Genomic DNA, 14,945 nt, shown 5'->3' with positions numbered 1-14,945 from the left:
AACGCTTCCAGCGTGTCGCCCGCCGGGTCGAGCCCGTGGCCCGGCAGCTCTGCGAGAGCGAGCTGGCCCAGGGCAAGAAGGTGGACTGCAACGTGAAGCTTGAGCTGGATCGCGAGATGCAGCAACGCAATGCCTATTTCACCTACGAGGATCCGGCGCGGAACCGGTCTCCGGTGATCCGCTTCACGGTGCCGATGCTGCAGGACACGGCCAGCGACGACGAGGTGGCTTTCATCCTGGGCCATGAGTATGGCCACCTGATCGGGCAGCACATCCAGAAGGGGCAGCAGCAGGCCCTCGCCGGCGCGCTGATTCTCGGGGTCATCACGGCGGCGGCGAACAGCCAGGCCGCTGCGGCGGGGGGCTACTACGATTCCACCGCGGTCGAGAACAGCATGGAGCTGGGGATGATGATCGGTCAGCGCGCCTATTCCCAGACCTACGAGCTGGAGAGCGACATGCTGGGCACGCGGATTGCCCATGCGGCGGGGTATGACCCGGTGAAGGGCGCGCAGTTCTTCGCCCGCGACGAGGCGGCGCGGTCGGGCGGCGGTCAGCTCAGCTTCTGGGGTACTCACCCACCGGACGAAAAGCGCATGGCCATGGTGCTGGCAACGATGGACCAGATCCGGTCGCAGCAGGCCCTGGCGCGCAAGGCGGGCCAGTAGCGCGCCGCGAGAGGTCGGACGGCCGCGCCCGGTCAGGCGCGGCCGCTTTCCCTACACGATGCCGCCGCCGGCACCTGAGACCACGGGACGGCTTTCGCTGACCTTTGCGCGGTAGCCCGAGGCACGGTAGGTAGCCACCGGGTCGATGGCGCCGCCGCTCTGCATTCGGGCCATGGCGAGGATCGGTTCCACATCGGTGCGGAAGGCCGCGCGCAGGGTGGCCGAGGCCATCAGCGCGTCGTTCTCCTCCTGGTAGCCCGCCAGCGCCACCCGGTCGACGAGGGAGGCCTGCACGAAGGCGCGCTGGATCTCCATGGCCGAGATCATCAGGCTTTCGATCGGGTCCGTCACGTTGTGGCTCTGGTCGATCATGTGGGCAAGGTCGAGGCCGGGGGTGGCTTCGGCATCCACCAACTCGTCCCACACGAGGAACAGGCGGTAGGGCTCGATGGTGCCCGAATCGAGGTCATCGTCACCGTACTTGCTGTCGTTGAAGTGGAAGCCGCCCAGCTTGCCCGCGCGGATCAGGCGCGAGACGATCATCTCGATGTTCACGTTGGGCGCATGGTGGCCCAGGTCGACGAGGCACATGGCCTTTTCGCCCAGCTCCTGCGCGGTCAGCAGCGACGTGCCCCAGTCCTGCACCACGGTGGAATAGAAGGCGGGCTCGTAGATCTTGTGTTCCGAGAAGATGCGCCAGTCGTCGGGCAGGCCGGCGTAGATTTCCTTCATCGAGGCCAGGTAGCGGTCGAACTGGCGGCTCATGTGGGTCTGGCCGGGGAAGTTGGCGCCATCGCCGATCCAGACGGTCAGCGCCTTCGAGCCGATGGTCCGGCCGATCTCGATGCATTCCAGGTTGTGCTCGATGGCCTGGGCGCGGGTCGCCGCATCGACATGCGAGAGCGAGCCGAACTTGTAGCTATGCGCCTGGTCGGGCTGGTCCTGGAAGGTGTTGGAGTTCATCGCGTCAAAGCCGAGGCCCTGTTCCTCGGCCTTCGCAAGGAGGTCGGCGGGGGCGGCCTTGTCCCAGGGGATATGCAGCGAGACGCGCGGGGTGGCCTGCGTGAGGCCATGGATGACGCCGCAGTCATCCAGCTTGTCGAAGATGTTGGCTGGTTCGCCGCCACCCGGGAAGCGGGCAAAACGGGTGCCGCCGGTGCCGGTGCCCCAGGAGGGCACGGCGACCTCGAAGGCCCTGGCACGGGCCAGCAGGTCGTCGATTTCGATGCCGTTGCGGGCGAGACGCGCGCCGAGGGCGGCGTAGTCGGTTTCGAGATCCGCCGCGCGGGGGGCGTTCTGGGCCTCGATAATGTCCTTGGTGATCATGGGTCCTCCCGGGCGGGGTGCCGCCTGTTGCTGGCCGGGGGGGGCGCGTGCCCCGTCGGCTTGCGCCGACTCCCCCGCAGTATTTTCAGCCATCAGATGGGGGCAAGGGGTGCCCCGTCCGGTGTCAGCGCGTGAAGGCCTGCACGTTGCCGGCGTCGACGTTGAGGATGTTGCCGGTGGATTTCGCCGACAGGTCGGAGGCCAGGAAATAGGCCGCCTCGGCGATATCCTCGGGCAGGACCGAGCGCTTCAGCATCGAGCGGTTGCGGTACATCTCCTCCAGTCCCGCCTTGTCGGTGCCGTAGGTCGAGGCGCGCTGGTCCAGCCATTCACCTTCCCAGATCTTGGAGCCGCGCAGCACCGCGTCGGGGTTGACCACGTTGACGCGGATTCCGGCCTCGGCGCCTTCCAGTGCCAGGCAGCGGGCCAGGTGGATCTCGCTCGCCTTGGCGGTGCAGTAGGCCGAGGCATTGGGCGAGGCCGCGAGGCCGTTCTTGGAGGCGACGAAGACGATGGCGCCGCCCATCCCCTGCACGCGCATCAGCTTGAAGGCTTCGCGCGAGACGAGGAAGTAGCCGGTGGAGAGGATCTCCATGTTCTTGTTCCACAGCGCCAGCGTGGTGTCCTCGACCGGGGCCGAGGAGGCGATGCCGGCGTTGGAAACCAGGATATCGACGCCGCCGAATTCGACCGAGGTTTCCGCGTAGGCGCGGGCCACGGCGGCTTCGTCGGTGACATCCATGATAACCGAGCGGATGACGTCCTTGCCGTAGCTGGCGGTCAGGGCGTCCTTCGTGGCGTTCAGGCTGTCTTCGCTGATGTCGGCCAGCACCACGCAGGCGCCTTCGGCAAGGTAGCGTTCCGCCGTGGCCGTGCCGATGCCTCCCGCACCGCCGGTGACCATGGCGACGCGGCCCGCAAGCGACTTGGGCCTGGGCATGCGCTGCAGCTTGGCCTCTTCGAGCAGCCAGTACTCGATGTCGAAGGCTTCCTGTTCCGGCAGGCCGACGTATTCGCTGACCGAGGAGGCGCCGCGCATCACGTTGATCGCGTTGACGTAGAACTCGCCAGAGATCCGCGCCGTGGCCTTGTCCTTGGCGAAGGTGATCATGCCGACGCCGGGGACCAGGTAGACCACCGCATTGGGGTCGCGCAGGGCCGGGCTGTCGTCATGCTTGCAGCGCTCGTAATAGGCGGCGTAGTCGTCGCGGTAGGCGGCGATCTGGGTCTCGAGCCCTTCCAGCACGGCGTCGATATTGTTCGTCGCCGGATCGAAGTCGACCACCAGCGGACGGATCTTCGTGCGCAGGAAGTGGTCGGGGCAGGAGGTGCCAAGCGCCGCCAGCGCGGGCATGTCGCGGGCGTTCACGAAGTCCAGCACCGTCTCGCTGTCCTCGAAGTTGCCGACCATGTGCTGCTGGCCCGAGACGAAGCCACGGATGGCGGGCATCAGCCTGGCGGCCACTTCGCGGCGCGCCGCCGGGGCGAGGCTTTCGTGGATCGCGCCACCGAAGGCGGGCACGCCTGCGGTCTTTTCCTCGAAATAGGCGATGGCCTTGTTGATGATCTCCAGCGTCAGCTCGTAGCAGGCCTTGGCATCGTCATCCCAGGTGAACAGCCCGTGGCTTTCCAGCACCACGCCCTTTGCGTCGGGGTTCTTCAGGCAGAAGTCCTCCAGCCACAGGCCCAGCTCGTAGCCGGGCTTCTTCCAGGGCAGCCAGCCGATCTCGTCACCGAAGATCTCCTGCGTCAGCTCTTTCGAGTTCTTCGAGGCGGCGATGGCGATGATCGCATCGGGGTGCATGTGGTCGACGTGGGCTTTCGGCACATAGGCGTGCAGCGGCGTGTCGATGGAGGCGGCGCGGGGGTTCAGGTTGAAGGTGCAGTGCGGCAGGTAGCCGACCATCTCGTCTTCGAACTCGACACCGCGATACTTGCCCTTCAGGGCCCGCATCTTGTCCATGTAGAGCGTGGCGAAACCGTCCATCCTGATGGTGCCGACATCCCCGCCCGAGCCCTTGACCCAAAGCACCTCGGCCTCGCCGCCGGTCAGCGGATCGACCTCCTGGCACTTGCAGGAGGTATTGCCACCACCGTAGTTGGTGACCCGCTTGTCCGAGCCCAGAAGGTTGGAGCGATAGAGCAGCTTTTCGGGCTCGCTCATCCCCTGGGCCTTGGCGTCGTCCCACAGGGAGACGAGCCGCGTCGATGCGGTTGTCATGAATTCTCCTCCACTCTCCTCCGGGCTGGATTCCCGGCCCATTTCAGGGCGAGATTGCGCAGGTGGTCGCAGATTGTCAATCAACAATGATCAACTTCGCTCATGCCGCGACTGCGAGATGATTGAAACGTGAATTCGTGATTGACAATGATCGAATATGCACGGCAAGCTGATCGGAACGGGAGGAAGACATGCACGAGAAGGAACGCCACGGGATCATTCTGTCAGCGGTTCAGGACCGGCCGGTCGTGACCGTGGCGGATCTCTGCGGGCTGACCGGGGCCTCCGAGGCGACGGTGCGCCGCGATATCGCCGCGCTGCATGTCGCCAAGAAGCTGCGCCGGGTGCGGGGCGGGGCCGAGGCCCTGGCACCGAACCAGTTTCCGGGCCTTGCGGGCCGTCCGTTCTCGGTCAACCAGACCCTGCATGCGCGTCAGAAGCAGGCCATCGCCCGCGCGGCGGTCGAGCTGTGCGACGAGGGCGATGCGATCATCATCAACGGCGGCACGACCACCTTCCAGATGGTGCATCCGCTGGCCACCCGCCGCTGCCAGGTCTTCACCAACTCCTTTCCCATTGCCGAACACCTGCTGAAGCACTCGAAGAACTCGGTGCTCATCTCGGGCGGAGTGATCTATCGCGAACAGAACATCGTCCTGTCGCCCTTCGAGAACGACGTGACGCGCAACTTCTGCGCCCGCCGCCTGTTCATGGGCGCGCAGGGGGTCGGTCCGCTGGGGGTGATGGAGGCCGATCCGCTGATCATCCAGGCCGAGCAGAAGCTGATCGGCCAGGCGGACGAACTGGTGCTGCTGGTCGATTCCAGCAAGTTCGAGAGCCGGTCGAGCCTCGTGCTCTGCCCGCTCGAAGAGATTGACGTGCTGATCACCGACGAGGGGATCAGCGACCGCGCCGCGGCCATGGTGGAAGGCGCGGACATCAAGCTTATCGTGGCGCCGTCGAGCGGCACGCGAGAGGAGGCGGCTTCATAGAGGAGGGGCCGCGACACCGATGGTAATTCAGGGAGGAGATCCATCATGAAACTTGCAAAACTGCTGACCAGCGCCGCCGTCGCGGCGGGACTTTTCGCCGGGCCCGCGGCTGCCGAGGACATGCGCATCGCGCTGGTCGTCAAGGCTCTGGGCATCGGCTTCTTCGAGGCCGCCGCCAAGGGCGCCGAAGAGGCCGCATCCGAGCTGGGCGATGTCGAGATCATCTACACCGGCCCCACCGACACCACCGCCGAAGGCCAGATCGAGGTGATCAACGCCCTGATCGCCCAGCAGGTCGACGCCATTGCCGTTTCGGCCAATGACACCGACGCGCTGGTGCCGACCCTGAAGAAGGCCATGCAGCGCGGCATCACCGTGATCTCGTGGGATTCGGGCGTTGCCGAGGATGGCCGCCAGGCCCACCTGAACCCCTCGTCCAACGCGCTGATCGGCAACATGATCGTCAAGCTGGCCGCCGATGAGCTGCCCGAGGGCGGCGACGTGGCCGTGCTCTCCGCCACCACCACCTCGACCAACCAGAACATCTGGATCGAGGAAATGACCAAGGTGCTGCCGAATTATCCCGGCATCAACGTCGTGGGCACCGTCTATGGCGACGACCTGGCCGACAAGTCCTACCGCGAGGCCCAGGGCCTGATGCAGTCCTACCCGGATCTGGATGCGATCATCGCGCCGACCTCGGTCGGCATCGTGGCCGCGGCGCAGGCCGTGGTCGACGCCGGCAAGGTGGGCCAGGTCAACGTGACCGGCCTGGGCCTGCCCTCCGAGATGGCCGGTGCCATCGAGAGCGGCGCGTCCAAGTCCTTCGCCATCTGGAACCCGATCGACCTGGGCTATTCGGCCACCATGATGGCCTATCACCTCGCCAAGGGTGATGTCGAAGCCGCCCCGGGCGCCGAGATCGAGATCGGCCGCATGGGCTCTGTCACGCTGGACGAGACCGGCTCTGCCGCCATGGCCGATCCCTTCGTCTACGACGAGACCAACATCGACGAGTTCAAGAGCATCTTCTGATCTCTCGTTGATCCCCGGGCGGCGCGTGACCGCCGCCCGGTCCATCCCACCCCACAATCAGACGGGGCCGATCATGGGCACTGGCCAAGGGCCGGTCGCGGCGCAGGGGGCTGTCCTTGCGCTGGACCGCATCATCAAGACATTCCCGGGCGTGACCGCGCTGGACCAGGTGCAGCTTGAGCTGCACGCGGGTCAGGTGACCTCGCTGATCGGCGAGAACGGCGCGGGCAAATCGACCGTGGTGAAGATCCTGACGGGGATCTACCAGCCCGACGGCGGGCAGATCCTGCTGGACGGTCAGCCGGTCAGCTTCCCGACCGCCCAGGCGGCCTCGGGCGCTGGTGTCACGGCGATCCACCAGGAAACGGTGCTCTTCGAAGAGCTGACCGTGGCCGAGAACATCTTCATCGGTCATGCGCCCCGCACCCGCTTCGGCCTGATTGACACCGCGCAGATGCGCCGCCGCGCCGGCGAGATCCTTGCCTCCATCGGGGCCGAGATCGACCCCGGCGTGAAGCTGAAGGATCTGGGCATCGCCTCGCGCCACCTTGTCGCCATCGGTCGCGCGCTGTCCGTCGAGGCCCGCGTGGTGATCATGGACGAGCCGACCGCCGCGCTGTCCCAGAAAGAGATTGAAGAGCTTTACGAGCTGGTCGAGACGCTGAAGGCGCAGGGCAAGGCGATCCTCTTCATTTCTCACAAGTTCGATGAGATCTTCCGGATCTCCGACCGCTACACCGTCTTCCGCGATGGCCAGTTCGTCGGCGCGGGCCGCATCGACGAGATCAGCGAAAGCGATCTGGTGAAGATGATGGTGGGCCGTTCGGTCGACCAGATCTTCCCCAAGCGCGCCGCGCAGGTCGGGGACGAGGTGCTGAAGGTCGTCGGCTATTCTCACCCGACCGAGTTCGAGGACATCAACTTTACCCTGCGCCGCGGCGAGATCCTGGGCTTCTACGGCCTCGTCGGCGCGGGCCGGTCCGAGTTCATGCAAAGCCTGATCGGCATCACCAAACCCTCCAAGGGTGCGGTGAAGCTGGAGGATCACGTGAAGGTCATCCGCTCCCCCGCTGAGGCCATCGAGGCGGGCATCGTCTATGTCCCCGAGGATCGCGGAAAGCAGGGGGCCATCCTCGACCTGCCGATCTTCCAGAACGTCACCCTGCCCAGCCTCGGCGAGACCTCGAACCGCGGTTTCATCCGCATGGCCGAGGAATTCGCCCTGACCCGCCAGTATACCCAGCGGTTGGACCTGCGGGCGGCCTCTCTGGATACCACTGTCGGCAGCCTCTCGGGCGGCAACCAGCAGAAGGTGGTGATCGCCAAGTGGCTGGCGACGCGGCCCAAGGTGATCATCCTCGACGAGCCCACCAAGGGCATCGACATCGGCTCGAAGGCCGCCGTGCATGAGTTCATGTCCGAACTGGCCGCCGAGGGGCTGTCAGTGATCATGGTCAGCTCGGAAATCCCCGAGATCCTCGGCATGTCCGACCGCGTCATCGTAATGCGCGAAGGTCGCATCGCCGCCGAGCTGGAAGGCGAGGATCTGACCCCGGAAACCCTTGTCCGCCACGCCGCCGGCATCGGCGTCAAAGGAGAAGCCGCATGAGTTTCGTCAAATCGCGCGAGGCGATCCTGCTGGCGGCCATCGTGCTGCTGCTGGGTCTGATCGCCACCCGCTTCCCCGCCTTCATCACGCCCCATAACCTGGCCTCGGTCTATTCCGATACCACGCCGCTGATGATCCTGGCGCTTGGTCAGATGGTGGTCATCCTGACCCGCTGCATCGACCTCTCGGTCGCCGCCAACCTGGCGCTGACCGGGATGGTCTGCGCCATGATCAACGTGGCCGCGCCGGATCTGCCGGTTGGGCTGACCATCCTGATCGCGCTGACCATGGGCGCCGCCCTTGGCGCCATCAACGGCCTGCTGGTCTGGAAACTGGCGATCCCGCCCATCGTGGTGACGTTGGGTACCATGACCATCTTCCGGGGCGTGATCTTCCTGCTGTCCGACGGCCAGTGGATCAACGCGCATGAGATGAGCGCCAGTTTCACCGGCTTCCCGCGCCAGGTCATCCTGGGCGTGACCGTCATGGGCTGGATCGGCCTTGCCGTCGCCCTGCTGATGGCCCTGCTGATGGCCCGCACCGCGCTTGGCCGCAGCTTCTTCGCCGTCGGCGGCAACCCCCATGCGGCGGTCTACACCGGCCTTAACGTCGGGCGCGCCCAGTTCCTGGCCTTCGTCATCTCGGGCGCGCTGGCCGGGCTGGCGGGCTACCTCTGGATCGCCCGCTATGCCGTCGCCTATGTCGATATCGCCGGCGGGTTCGAGCTTGAGGTCGTCGCGGCCTGCGTCATCGGTGGCATCTCGATTGCCGGCGGCGTCGGCTCGGTCCTTGGCACCGTGCTGGGGGCGATGTTCCTGGGCATCGTCAAGAACGCCCTGCCGGTGGTCGACATCTCGCCCTTCTGGCAGCTGGCCATCTCGGGCGCCGCGATCCTGATCGCCGTCGCCTTCAACGCCCGCGCAGGTCGCAGCAAGGGCCGGGTTATCCTGAAATCCGCGGAGCACGCGCAATGAGCCTCGCCGAAACCACATCCGCCCCCGAAACCCGCAGCCGTGGCCCCGTCCCTGACCGGTTGCGCGCCCCCTGGGAAGCCAAGCTGAAGAGCTGGGAAAGCCTGCTGCTGGTGGTGGCCATCGGGATCTTTATCCTGAATTCCTTCGCCTCGCCCTATTTCCTGAACGCCTGGAACCTCTCCGACGCGACCTTCAACTTCACCGAGAAGGCGATGATCGCCTTCGCCATGGCCCTGCTGATCATCGCGGGCGAGATCGACCTGTCCGTCGCCTCGATCATCGCGCTGGCGTCCACGGCCATGGGGCTGGTGATGGAGGCCGGGTTCGGCACGCCGGCCATCGTGGCGACGGGCCTTGTCACCGGCCTTCTCTGCGGTGCCTTCAACGGCGTGCTGGTGACGCGGCTCGGCCTGCCGTCCATCGTCGTGACCATCGGCACCATGAGCCTGTTTCGCGGCATCAGCTATATCGTGCTGGGCGATGGTGCCTTCCGCGGCTACCCCTCAGATTTCTCCTTCTTCGGGCAGGGCTATGCCTTCTGGGTGATCTCGGTCGAGCTGGTGATCTTCGCCGTCCTCGCGGTGATCTACGGCGTGGTGCTGCACAAGACCAACTTCGGCCGCGCGGTCTATGCCATTGGCAACAACGCCACCGGCGCGCTCTTCTCGGGCATCCGGGTGGCGCGGGTGAAGATGATCCTCTTCCTGCTGACCGGGTTGATGTCGGGCGTGGCGGCGGTCTGCCTGACCTCGCGCCTTGGCTCGACCCGGCCCTCCATCGCCAGCGGCATGGAGCTTGAGGTCGTCACCATGGTCGTCCTTGGCGGGGTCAACATCCTTGGCGGCTCGGGGTCCATCCCCGGAGTGGTGATCGCGGCCTTCGTCATGGGTCTGGTGACCTTCGGCCTTGGCCTGCTGAACGTGCCGGGTATCGTGATGTCGATATTCATCGGCCTGCTGCTGATCGGGGTCATCGCCCTGCCGCGCCTCTGGGCCAAGGTCCGGGGTCGCGGATGACACCTGCAAGGAAAGTACCCGGGATGGAAAAGATCGCCTTCCGCATGACCCTGAACGAGGGGCAGCTGGACGAATACCGCCGCCGCCATGACGAGATCTGGCCCGAGCTGTCGGCGCTGCTGAAGGACGCGGGCGTCGAGGATTACTCGATCCACTACGACCCCGAGACGCGGGCGCTGTTCGGCGTGCTCTGGCGGCGCGAGGATCACGGCATGGCCGCCCTGCCCGAGCATCCGGTGATGAAGAGATGGTGGGCCCACATGGCCGACATCATGGAGACCCACCCCGACAATCGCCCCGTCGAGACCTCTCTTGAAACGGTGTTCCACCTGCCATGAGTACCGCCCGCCACGTGGCCGTGATCGACGTCGGCAAGACCAATGCCAAGCTGGCGCTGGTCGATACCGAGCGGCTGGAAGAGATCGCGGTGGTCACCCGCCCCAACACCGTCCGCCCCGGCCCGCCCTATCCGCATTTCGACCTCGAGGGGCATTGGGACTTCTTCCTGACCCACCTCAGGGCCTTCCACGCAAGCCACGGGATCGACGGGATTTCCGTCACAACCCATGGTGCCTCGGCGGTGCTGCTGGACGGCGAAGGCGCGCTGGCCTGCCCGATGCTGGACTACGAGCACTCAGGTCCCGACGACCTGGCCGCAGCCTACGATGCCCTGCGCCCGCCCTTCGCCCGGACCGGATCGGCCCGGCTGCCCATGGGGCTGAACCTCGGCGCGCAGCTGCACTGGCTGCTGGAAACGCAGGAGGGCCTGCGCGAGCGCCTCGCCCACGTCGTGACCTATCCGCAATACTGGGGCTACCGGCTGACCGGGCGCTTCGCCACCGACGTTTCTTCGCTGGGCTGCCACACCGACCTCTGGGATCCCTGGCAGGGGTGCCCCTCGGATCTGCCCGCAGCGCTTGGCATCGAAGGCGCGCTGGCGTCGGCGCACAAGGCCTCGGACGTGCTGGGCGTGATCTCGACCGAGGTTGCCGTGCAGACCGGGCTGGCGCCCGACACCCCGGTGCTCTGCGGCATCCACGACAGCAACGCCTCGCTGCTGCCGCATCTGCAGGCGCGGCAGGGAGGCTTCTCGGTCGTCTCGACCGGCACCTGGGTGATCTGCATGGCCGTGGCGGGGCGCGAAGTGGCGCTGGATCCGGCTCGCGACGTGCTGGTCAACGTCTCGGCGCAGGGCGATCCGGTGCCCTCGTCCCGCTTCATGGGCGGGCGCGAATACGAGCTGATCCGCGACGGCAGCGCGGCCGAACCCTCGGAGGCCGACCGGGCCCGCGTGCTGGCGGATCGGATCAGCCTGCTGCCCGCCGTGGTCTCTGACAGCGGCCCCTTCGCCGGGCGCAGGCACCGCTGGACAGGCGCGCCGGCGACGGACGGAGAGCGCATCTACGCCCTCTCGCTCTACCTCGCGCTGATGACCCGGACCTGCCTTGACCTGATCGGCGCCCAAGGCCCGGTGGTGGTCGAGGGGCCCTTCGCGCGCAACCCAGACTACCTTGCCATGCTGGCGGCGCTTTCGCCCGAAGGGGTCGAGATCAGCGCCTCGGCGACCGGCACCTCGATCGGGGCGGCGCTGCTCTTCGGCCCCGCCGGTGCGCCACCGCCGCCCCGCCGTGTCGCCGCCGCCGACCCCCGGCTGGCGGCCTATGCGGCAGACTGGCGGGCCGCCCTTTGAGCGGCCGCAGGGGCTTCGCCCGAGCCTGAAGGGGCTTTGCCTAGAATTGCGGGAAAAAACCGAGGCAGTCGCGAGGGGCGGTTACCTTCGCTTCAGGCTTCGGGGCTAGTTTCGCCCGGTCTGCCGCGATGACCGAGGTGCCGCCGATGCTGTCCCGTCTCTTCCTGCTGCTCCTTTGCCTTGCTCTGCCCGCCGGGCCGGCGCTGGCCCAGCAGGTCACGCCAAGTCATGTCTACCAGGTGGCCGAAGAGATCTGGCTGGATCTTGAACGCATGCACCTTGCCAACTTCTCGCATGCGGGCACTGCGCCGCGCGAAACGGCACCGCGCAGACCGCGGCACGTGTTGCAGAAGGCGCGGGAAGTGCACCGGAAGCTTCAGGTTCTGCGGTTCGTGAACGGGCTGGATGTGCAGCAGCTGCCGCCCCCCGCGGTGAAGGAGGTGACGCCGGGTGATGTGCTTGAGGTCTTGCAGCACCTGCGTGCCGGGCTGGATGGGCTGCATGGCGCCTACGGCCTTGAGGACCCCCTGGAAGAGGTCGCCCTGCCGGCGGGCAAGACCCCGACGGATGTCTACAACAGGCTGGTCCAGATCGACGCGTCCCTGGATGCCCTTGGTCTGCCGCCGGTGGTGCCGAACGATGTCTACCGCCTGGCCGAAACGCTGCGGGGCGAATTGCTGCTGCTGTCGGGCAATCCCGCCACGTCGCAGCCCGATCCGCGCGACATGATGGCTTTGGTCCAGAGAACGCCCGCCGATGCCTATGCCGAGGCAAAGGCCCTGCTGGCCGACCTTCGCAGCCTGGGCGAGGCCGGCCGCTACGCGGTGCCGGGCGGGGTGGTCCTGCCCGACGATCGGCCAGCGCCGATCCGCCCCGGCGACGTCCTCCACGAAATTTCGGTGATCCTGGCCGAGGTCTCGGCGATGAAGGCGGTGGCGAACCGGCGCGAACCGATGGCGCGCGCCCCGTTCCAGGGGGGGATGACCCCGAACGAGGTCTGGAATTCACTCTCTCTCTCGCGGGAACTGGTGGCGGGTCTCTCGGCGGCGGAGGGCTAGGCAATGACCGGCGTCGTCACCACACAGCCGCAGGGGCTGCGACTGGGCCTCTTGCCGAAGCTGCTGATGCTGGTGCTGGTGCCGGTGCTGGCGCTCTCCGCGATCGGCCTGCTGTCGATCCGTCAGGGCACGCGCACCCTGCACCAAACCAATGTCCTGTCCAGTGAACGCGCGGAAGAGGCGAACCAGCTTGCCGAGGTCTCCGGCGAGGCGACGCGCGCCCTGCTGCTGCTCATCGAGGCGACCCAGGCACTGACCGACGCCCAGAAGGACGGCTTGTTGCAGAACCGGCTGGACCATGCGCAGATGGTCGAACTGCGCCGCCGGCTGGGCGAGGCGACGCGTGATTTCAACGGCACGATGCTGGCCTTCAGCACCCTCATGGCCTCGCACCACGGGCTGACGCCCGAGCTGGAGCGCGCGACGCTCTATCTTTCGCGCACGGCGACGGAACTGCCGCGCTACATGGCCTTCTACCTGGCCTCGAATGCCCGCACGTTGCGGTTGATGGAAGGCGCCGACTTCCAGGCCGCGCGGGCCAATCTTCTGTTCGAGGAAAGCGCCCTGCGCGCCACGGTGGCGGAGCTGCTTGGTCGGGTCTCGCATGTCTATACCGGCGCCGTGGCGGGGGAATCCGCCCTGGCCATGAGCAAGAGCAAGGCTTTCGGGGCCGAAGCGGACGCCCGGGCCAGCCGCGCCTTGCGCCGTGCGACACTGGCCCTGCTGGGCACCGGCATGCTGGTCCTGGCCGGCTGCATCGCCTTCACACTCTTGCACCTCCTGCGCCCGCTTGGCCGCCTGCGCGCCGCCATGGGCGAGATCAGTGCCGGTCAGACGGATGTGGCGGTGCCCGCGATCAGCCGCCGCGACGAGATCGGCGGCATGGCCCGGACCCTCGAGATCCTGCGCCTCGGGCAGGTAGAGCGACAACGGATGGCAGAGGAGGTCGCCGCGCGGGATCAGCGCGAACGCGACGCCGAGATGCAGCGTGCCGAGGAAAAGCGGCTGGCGGCAGAGGCGCAGCGCCAGCGCGACGCAGAGGCGGCAGAGCGGGACCGTGCGGCGGAGGCGCGTCGCGCAGCCGAGAAGGCCGAGATGGAGGCCGCTGCCGAGGCCGAGCGGGCCGCGCGCGCGCTCGAGCAGCAGCGCGTGGTCGACAGTCTTGCGCGGGGGCTTTCGGGGCTGGCCAATGGCGATCTGACCTGTCGGATCACCGAGGTCTTCGAGGGCGACTACGACCGGTTGCGCCGTGACTTCAATGCGGCGGTCGAGCGTCTTGAGGCGCTGATGCGCGAAATCCTGGGGATCTCGAGTGGGGTCGATCATGCCAATGCCGAGATCGAGAGCGCTGCGACCGAACTTGCGGCGCGCACCGAGCGGACCGCGCATCGGATCGGCGAGACCTCGACCTGGATCGATTCGATCACCAAGCTGGTGCGCGAGACTGCCGAGAATGCGTCGAATGCCAACGCTTTGGCGCTGGAAACCCGCGGTCAGACCGAGGCAAGCGACCGCATCGTCGCCCGCGCGGTCGAGGTCATGCGCGACATCGAAGGCTCGTCTCAGGCGATCGAGAAGATCATCGGGGTGATCGACGGCATAGCCTTCCAGACCAACCTGCTGGCGCTGAATGCCGGGGTCGAGGCGGCGCGGGCCGGCGAAAGCGGTCGGGGCTTCGCCGTGGTGGCGCAGGAGGTACGGGCCCTGGCACAGCGCTCGAAGGAGGCCGCGAGCGAGATCGGCGGGCTGATCGCCACCAGCGTCGGCCAGATTGCCGATGGCGTCGTCCATGTGGACCGTGTCGGCAGCGCCCTCGGAGAGATGAGCCAGTCGGTCACCCAGATCGCATCCCTCGTCGGCGAGATCTCGGGGGCTGCTCTCAAGCAGTCCGAGGATATCGACGGAATCGGCAAGGTGATGAGCAACATCGATGCGGACACTCAGGAAAATGCCGCAATGTTCGAGGAAACCAGTGCTGCCACGGCAGCCATGAAGGGGGACACCTCGGCGCTGATCTCGGCTGTCGGTCAGTTCCGCATATCGGGGGCGGAACATCTGGCGGTGGTGGACGGCGCTGCCGGCGAGAGAGGCTCTGAGAACGTGGCCTGATCTCGGGATTTGACGAAGGCGCTGTCGCTGTCAGGCGACGCAAAGACCCGGGCGGAGTTCGTGCCCTGGGCGACCGGCAGTCGACTTGCGCCGCGGTGCGACCGGCTCGGGCCGCGCTTTGCTGGCGAAAGGGGCGCGGGCAGGATTTTTACAGGGCTCCGCTGTTGCCAAGGGAATGGCATTGGATCAGGCCCAGTCAGAAGTCAGAAGTCAGAAGTCAGAAGTCAGAAGTCAGAAGTCAGAAGTC

The 14,945-nt window shown here is 66.7% G+C and carries 12 protein-coding genes; 10 read left to right on the top strand and 2 right to left on the bottom strand.

Annotation, left to right across the window (positions count from 1 at the left end; translation table 11 throughout):
• A partial coding sequence (locus OS124_RS25025) for a M48 family metalloprotease (protein ID WP_010140965.1) occupies positions 1–668 on the top strand: 668 nt, incomplete at its 5' end.
• A gap of 51 nt (positions 669–719) precedes the next feature.
• Here the strand turns inward: OS124_RS25025 and rhaI are convergent.
• Together rhaI and OS124_RS0116725 are read right to left on the bottom strand one after the other, a co-directional pair.
• Entirely contained in the window at positions 720–1,994 is a 1,275-nt protein-coding gene (rhaI, locus tag OS124_RS0116730) for an L-rhamnose catabolism isomerase (RefSeq protein ID WP_010140964.1), read from the bottom strand.
• Positions 1,995–2,118: 124 nt separating this feature from the next.
• Entirely contained in the window at positions 2,119–4,215 is a 2,097-nt protein-coding gene (locus OS124_RS0116725) for a bifunctional rhamnulose-1-phosphate aldolase/short-chain dehydrogenase (RefSeq protein WP_010140963.1), read from the bottom strand.
• A 191-nt stretch (positions 4,216–4,406) separates the two neighbouring features.
• Between OS124_RS0116725 and OS124_RS0116720 the strand changes: the two genes are divergently transcribed.
• The 9 genes from OS124_RS0116720 (at position 4,407) to OS124_RS26180 (ending at position 14,698) form a co-directional block, all read left to right on the top strand.
• Positions 4,407–5,207, top strand: coding sequence for a DeoR/GlpR family DNA-binding transcription regulator (locus OS124_RS0116720; RefSeq protein WP_010140962.1), 801 nt, complete (start codon positions 4,407–4,409; stop codon positions 5,205–5,207).
• 45 nt (positions 5,208–5,252) lie between these two features.
• Entirely contained in the window at positions 5,253–6,242 is a 990-nt protein-coding gene (gene rhaS, locus OS124_RS0116715; protein WP_010140961.1) for a rhamnose ABC transporter substrate-binding protein, read from the top strand.
• Between the two features lie 73 nt (positions 6,243–6,315).
• Entirely contained in the window at positions 6,316–7,851 is a 1,536-nt protein-coding gene (locus OS124_RS0116710) for a sugar ABC transporter ATP-binding protein (protein ID WP_010140960.1), read from the top strand.
• Positions 7,848–8,825: an ABC transporter permease gene (locus OS124_RS0116705; protein ID WP_010140959.1), complete on the top strand. Its 978-nt coding sequence runs from the start codon at positions 7,848–7,850 to the stop codon at positions 8,823–8,825. The genes OS124_RS0116710 and OS124_RS0116705 overlap by 4 nt, the downstream gene beginning before the upstream one ends.
• Positions 8,822–9,841, top strand: a complete 1,020-nt coding sequence (locus tag OS124_RS0116700; RefSeq protein ID WP_010140958.1) for an ABC transporter permease — start codon at positions 8,822–8,824, stop codon at positions 9,839–9,841. The genes OS124_RS0116705 and OS124_RS0116700 overlap by 4 nt, the downstream gene beginning before the upstream one ends.
• Positions 9,842–9,864: 23 nt before the next feature.
• The gene (gene rhaM / locus OS124_RS0116695) at positions 9,865–10,179 is read left to right on the top strand and encodes an L-rhamnose mutarotase (RefSeq protein ID WP_010140956.1); all 315 of its coding nucleotides are present in this window, start codon (positions 9,865–9,867) and stop codon (positions 10,177–10,179) included.
• On the top strand, positions 10,176–11,531 hold the full coding sequence (locus tag OS124_RS0116690; protein ID WP_010140955.1) for an FGGY-family carbohydrate kinase: 1,356 nt from the start codon (positions 10,176–10,178) through the stop codon (positions 11,529–11,531). The genes rhaM and OS124_RS0116690 overlap by 4 nt, the downstream gene beginning before the upstream one ends.
• Before the next feature lie 146 nt (positions 11,532–11,677).
• Positions 11,678–12,589 carry a hypothetical protein gene (locus tag OS124_RS0116685; protein ID WP_138919575.1) on the top strand — a complete coding sequence of 304 codons (912 nt, stop codon included), beginning with the start codon at positions 11,678–11,680 and terminating at the stop codon, positions 12,587–12,589.
• Between the two features lie 3 nt (positions 12,590–12,592).
• Entirely contained in the window at positions 12,593–14,698 is a 2,106-nt protein-coding gene (locus OS124_RS26180) for a methyl-accepting chemotaxis protein (protein ID WP_010140953.1), read from the top strand.
• Positions 14,699–14,945 lie beyond the last annotated feature (247 nt).

Source organism: Oceanicola sp. S124, assembly GCF_000220565.1.
Lineage (GTDB): Bacteria > Pseudomonadota > Alphaproteobacteria > Rhodobacterales > Rhodobacteraceae > Pseudooceanicola.
This window is presented reverse-complemented; position numbering and strand designations above follow the sequence as displayed.

Bases quoted from the DNA above. Each gene is read 5' to 3' on its own strand.
- OS124_RS0116725 (WP_010140963.1), bottom strand. From the start codon at position 4,215: ATGACAACCGCATCGACGCGGCTCGTCTCCCTGTGGGACGACGCCAAG.
- rhaI (WP_010140964.1), bottom strand. From the start codon at position 1,994: ATGATCACCAAGGACATTATCGAGGCCCAGAACGCCCCCCGCGCGGCG.
- rhaS (WP_010140961.1), top strand. From the start codon at position 5,253: ATGAAACTTGCAAAACTGCTGACCAGCGCCGCCGTCGCGGCGGGACTT.
- rhaM (WP_010140956.1), top strand. From the start codon at position 9,865: ATGGAAAAGATCGCCTTCCGCATGACCCTGAACGAGGGGCAGCTGGAC.
- OS124_RS0116720 (WP_010140962.1), top strand. From the start codon at position 4,407: ATGCACGAGAAGGAACGCCACGGGATCATTCTGTCAGCGGTTCAGGAC.
- OS124_RS0116690 (WP_010140955.1), top strand. From the start codon at position 10,176: ATGAGTACCGCCCGCCACGTGGCCGTGATCGACGTCGGCAAGACCAAT.
- OS124_RS0116700 (WP_010140958.1), top strand. From the start codon at position 8,822: ATGAGCCTCGCCGAAACCACATCCGCCCCCGAAACCCGCAGCCGTGGC.
- OS124_RS0116705 (WP_010140959.1), top strand. From the start codon at position 7,848: ATGAGTTTCGTCAAATCGCGCGAGGCGATCCTGCTGGCGGCCATCGTG.
- OS124_RS0116685 (WP_138919575.1), top strand. From the start codon at position 11,678: ATGCTGTCCCGTCTCTTCCTGCTGCTCCTTTGCCTTGCTCTGCCCGCC.
- OS124_RS0116710 (WP_010140960.1), top strand. From the start codon at position 6,316: ATGGGCACTGGCCAAGGGCCGGTCGCGGCGCAGGGGGCTGTCCTTGCG.
- OS124_RS26180 (WP_010140953.1), top strand. From the start codon at position 12,593: ATGACCGGCGTCGTCACCACACAGCCGCAGGGGCTGCGACTGGGCCTC.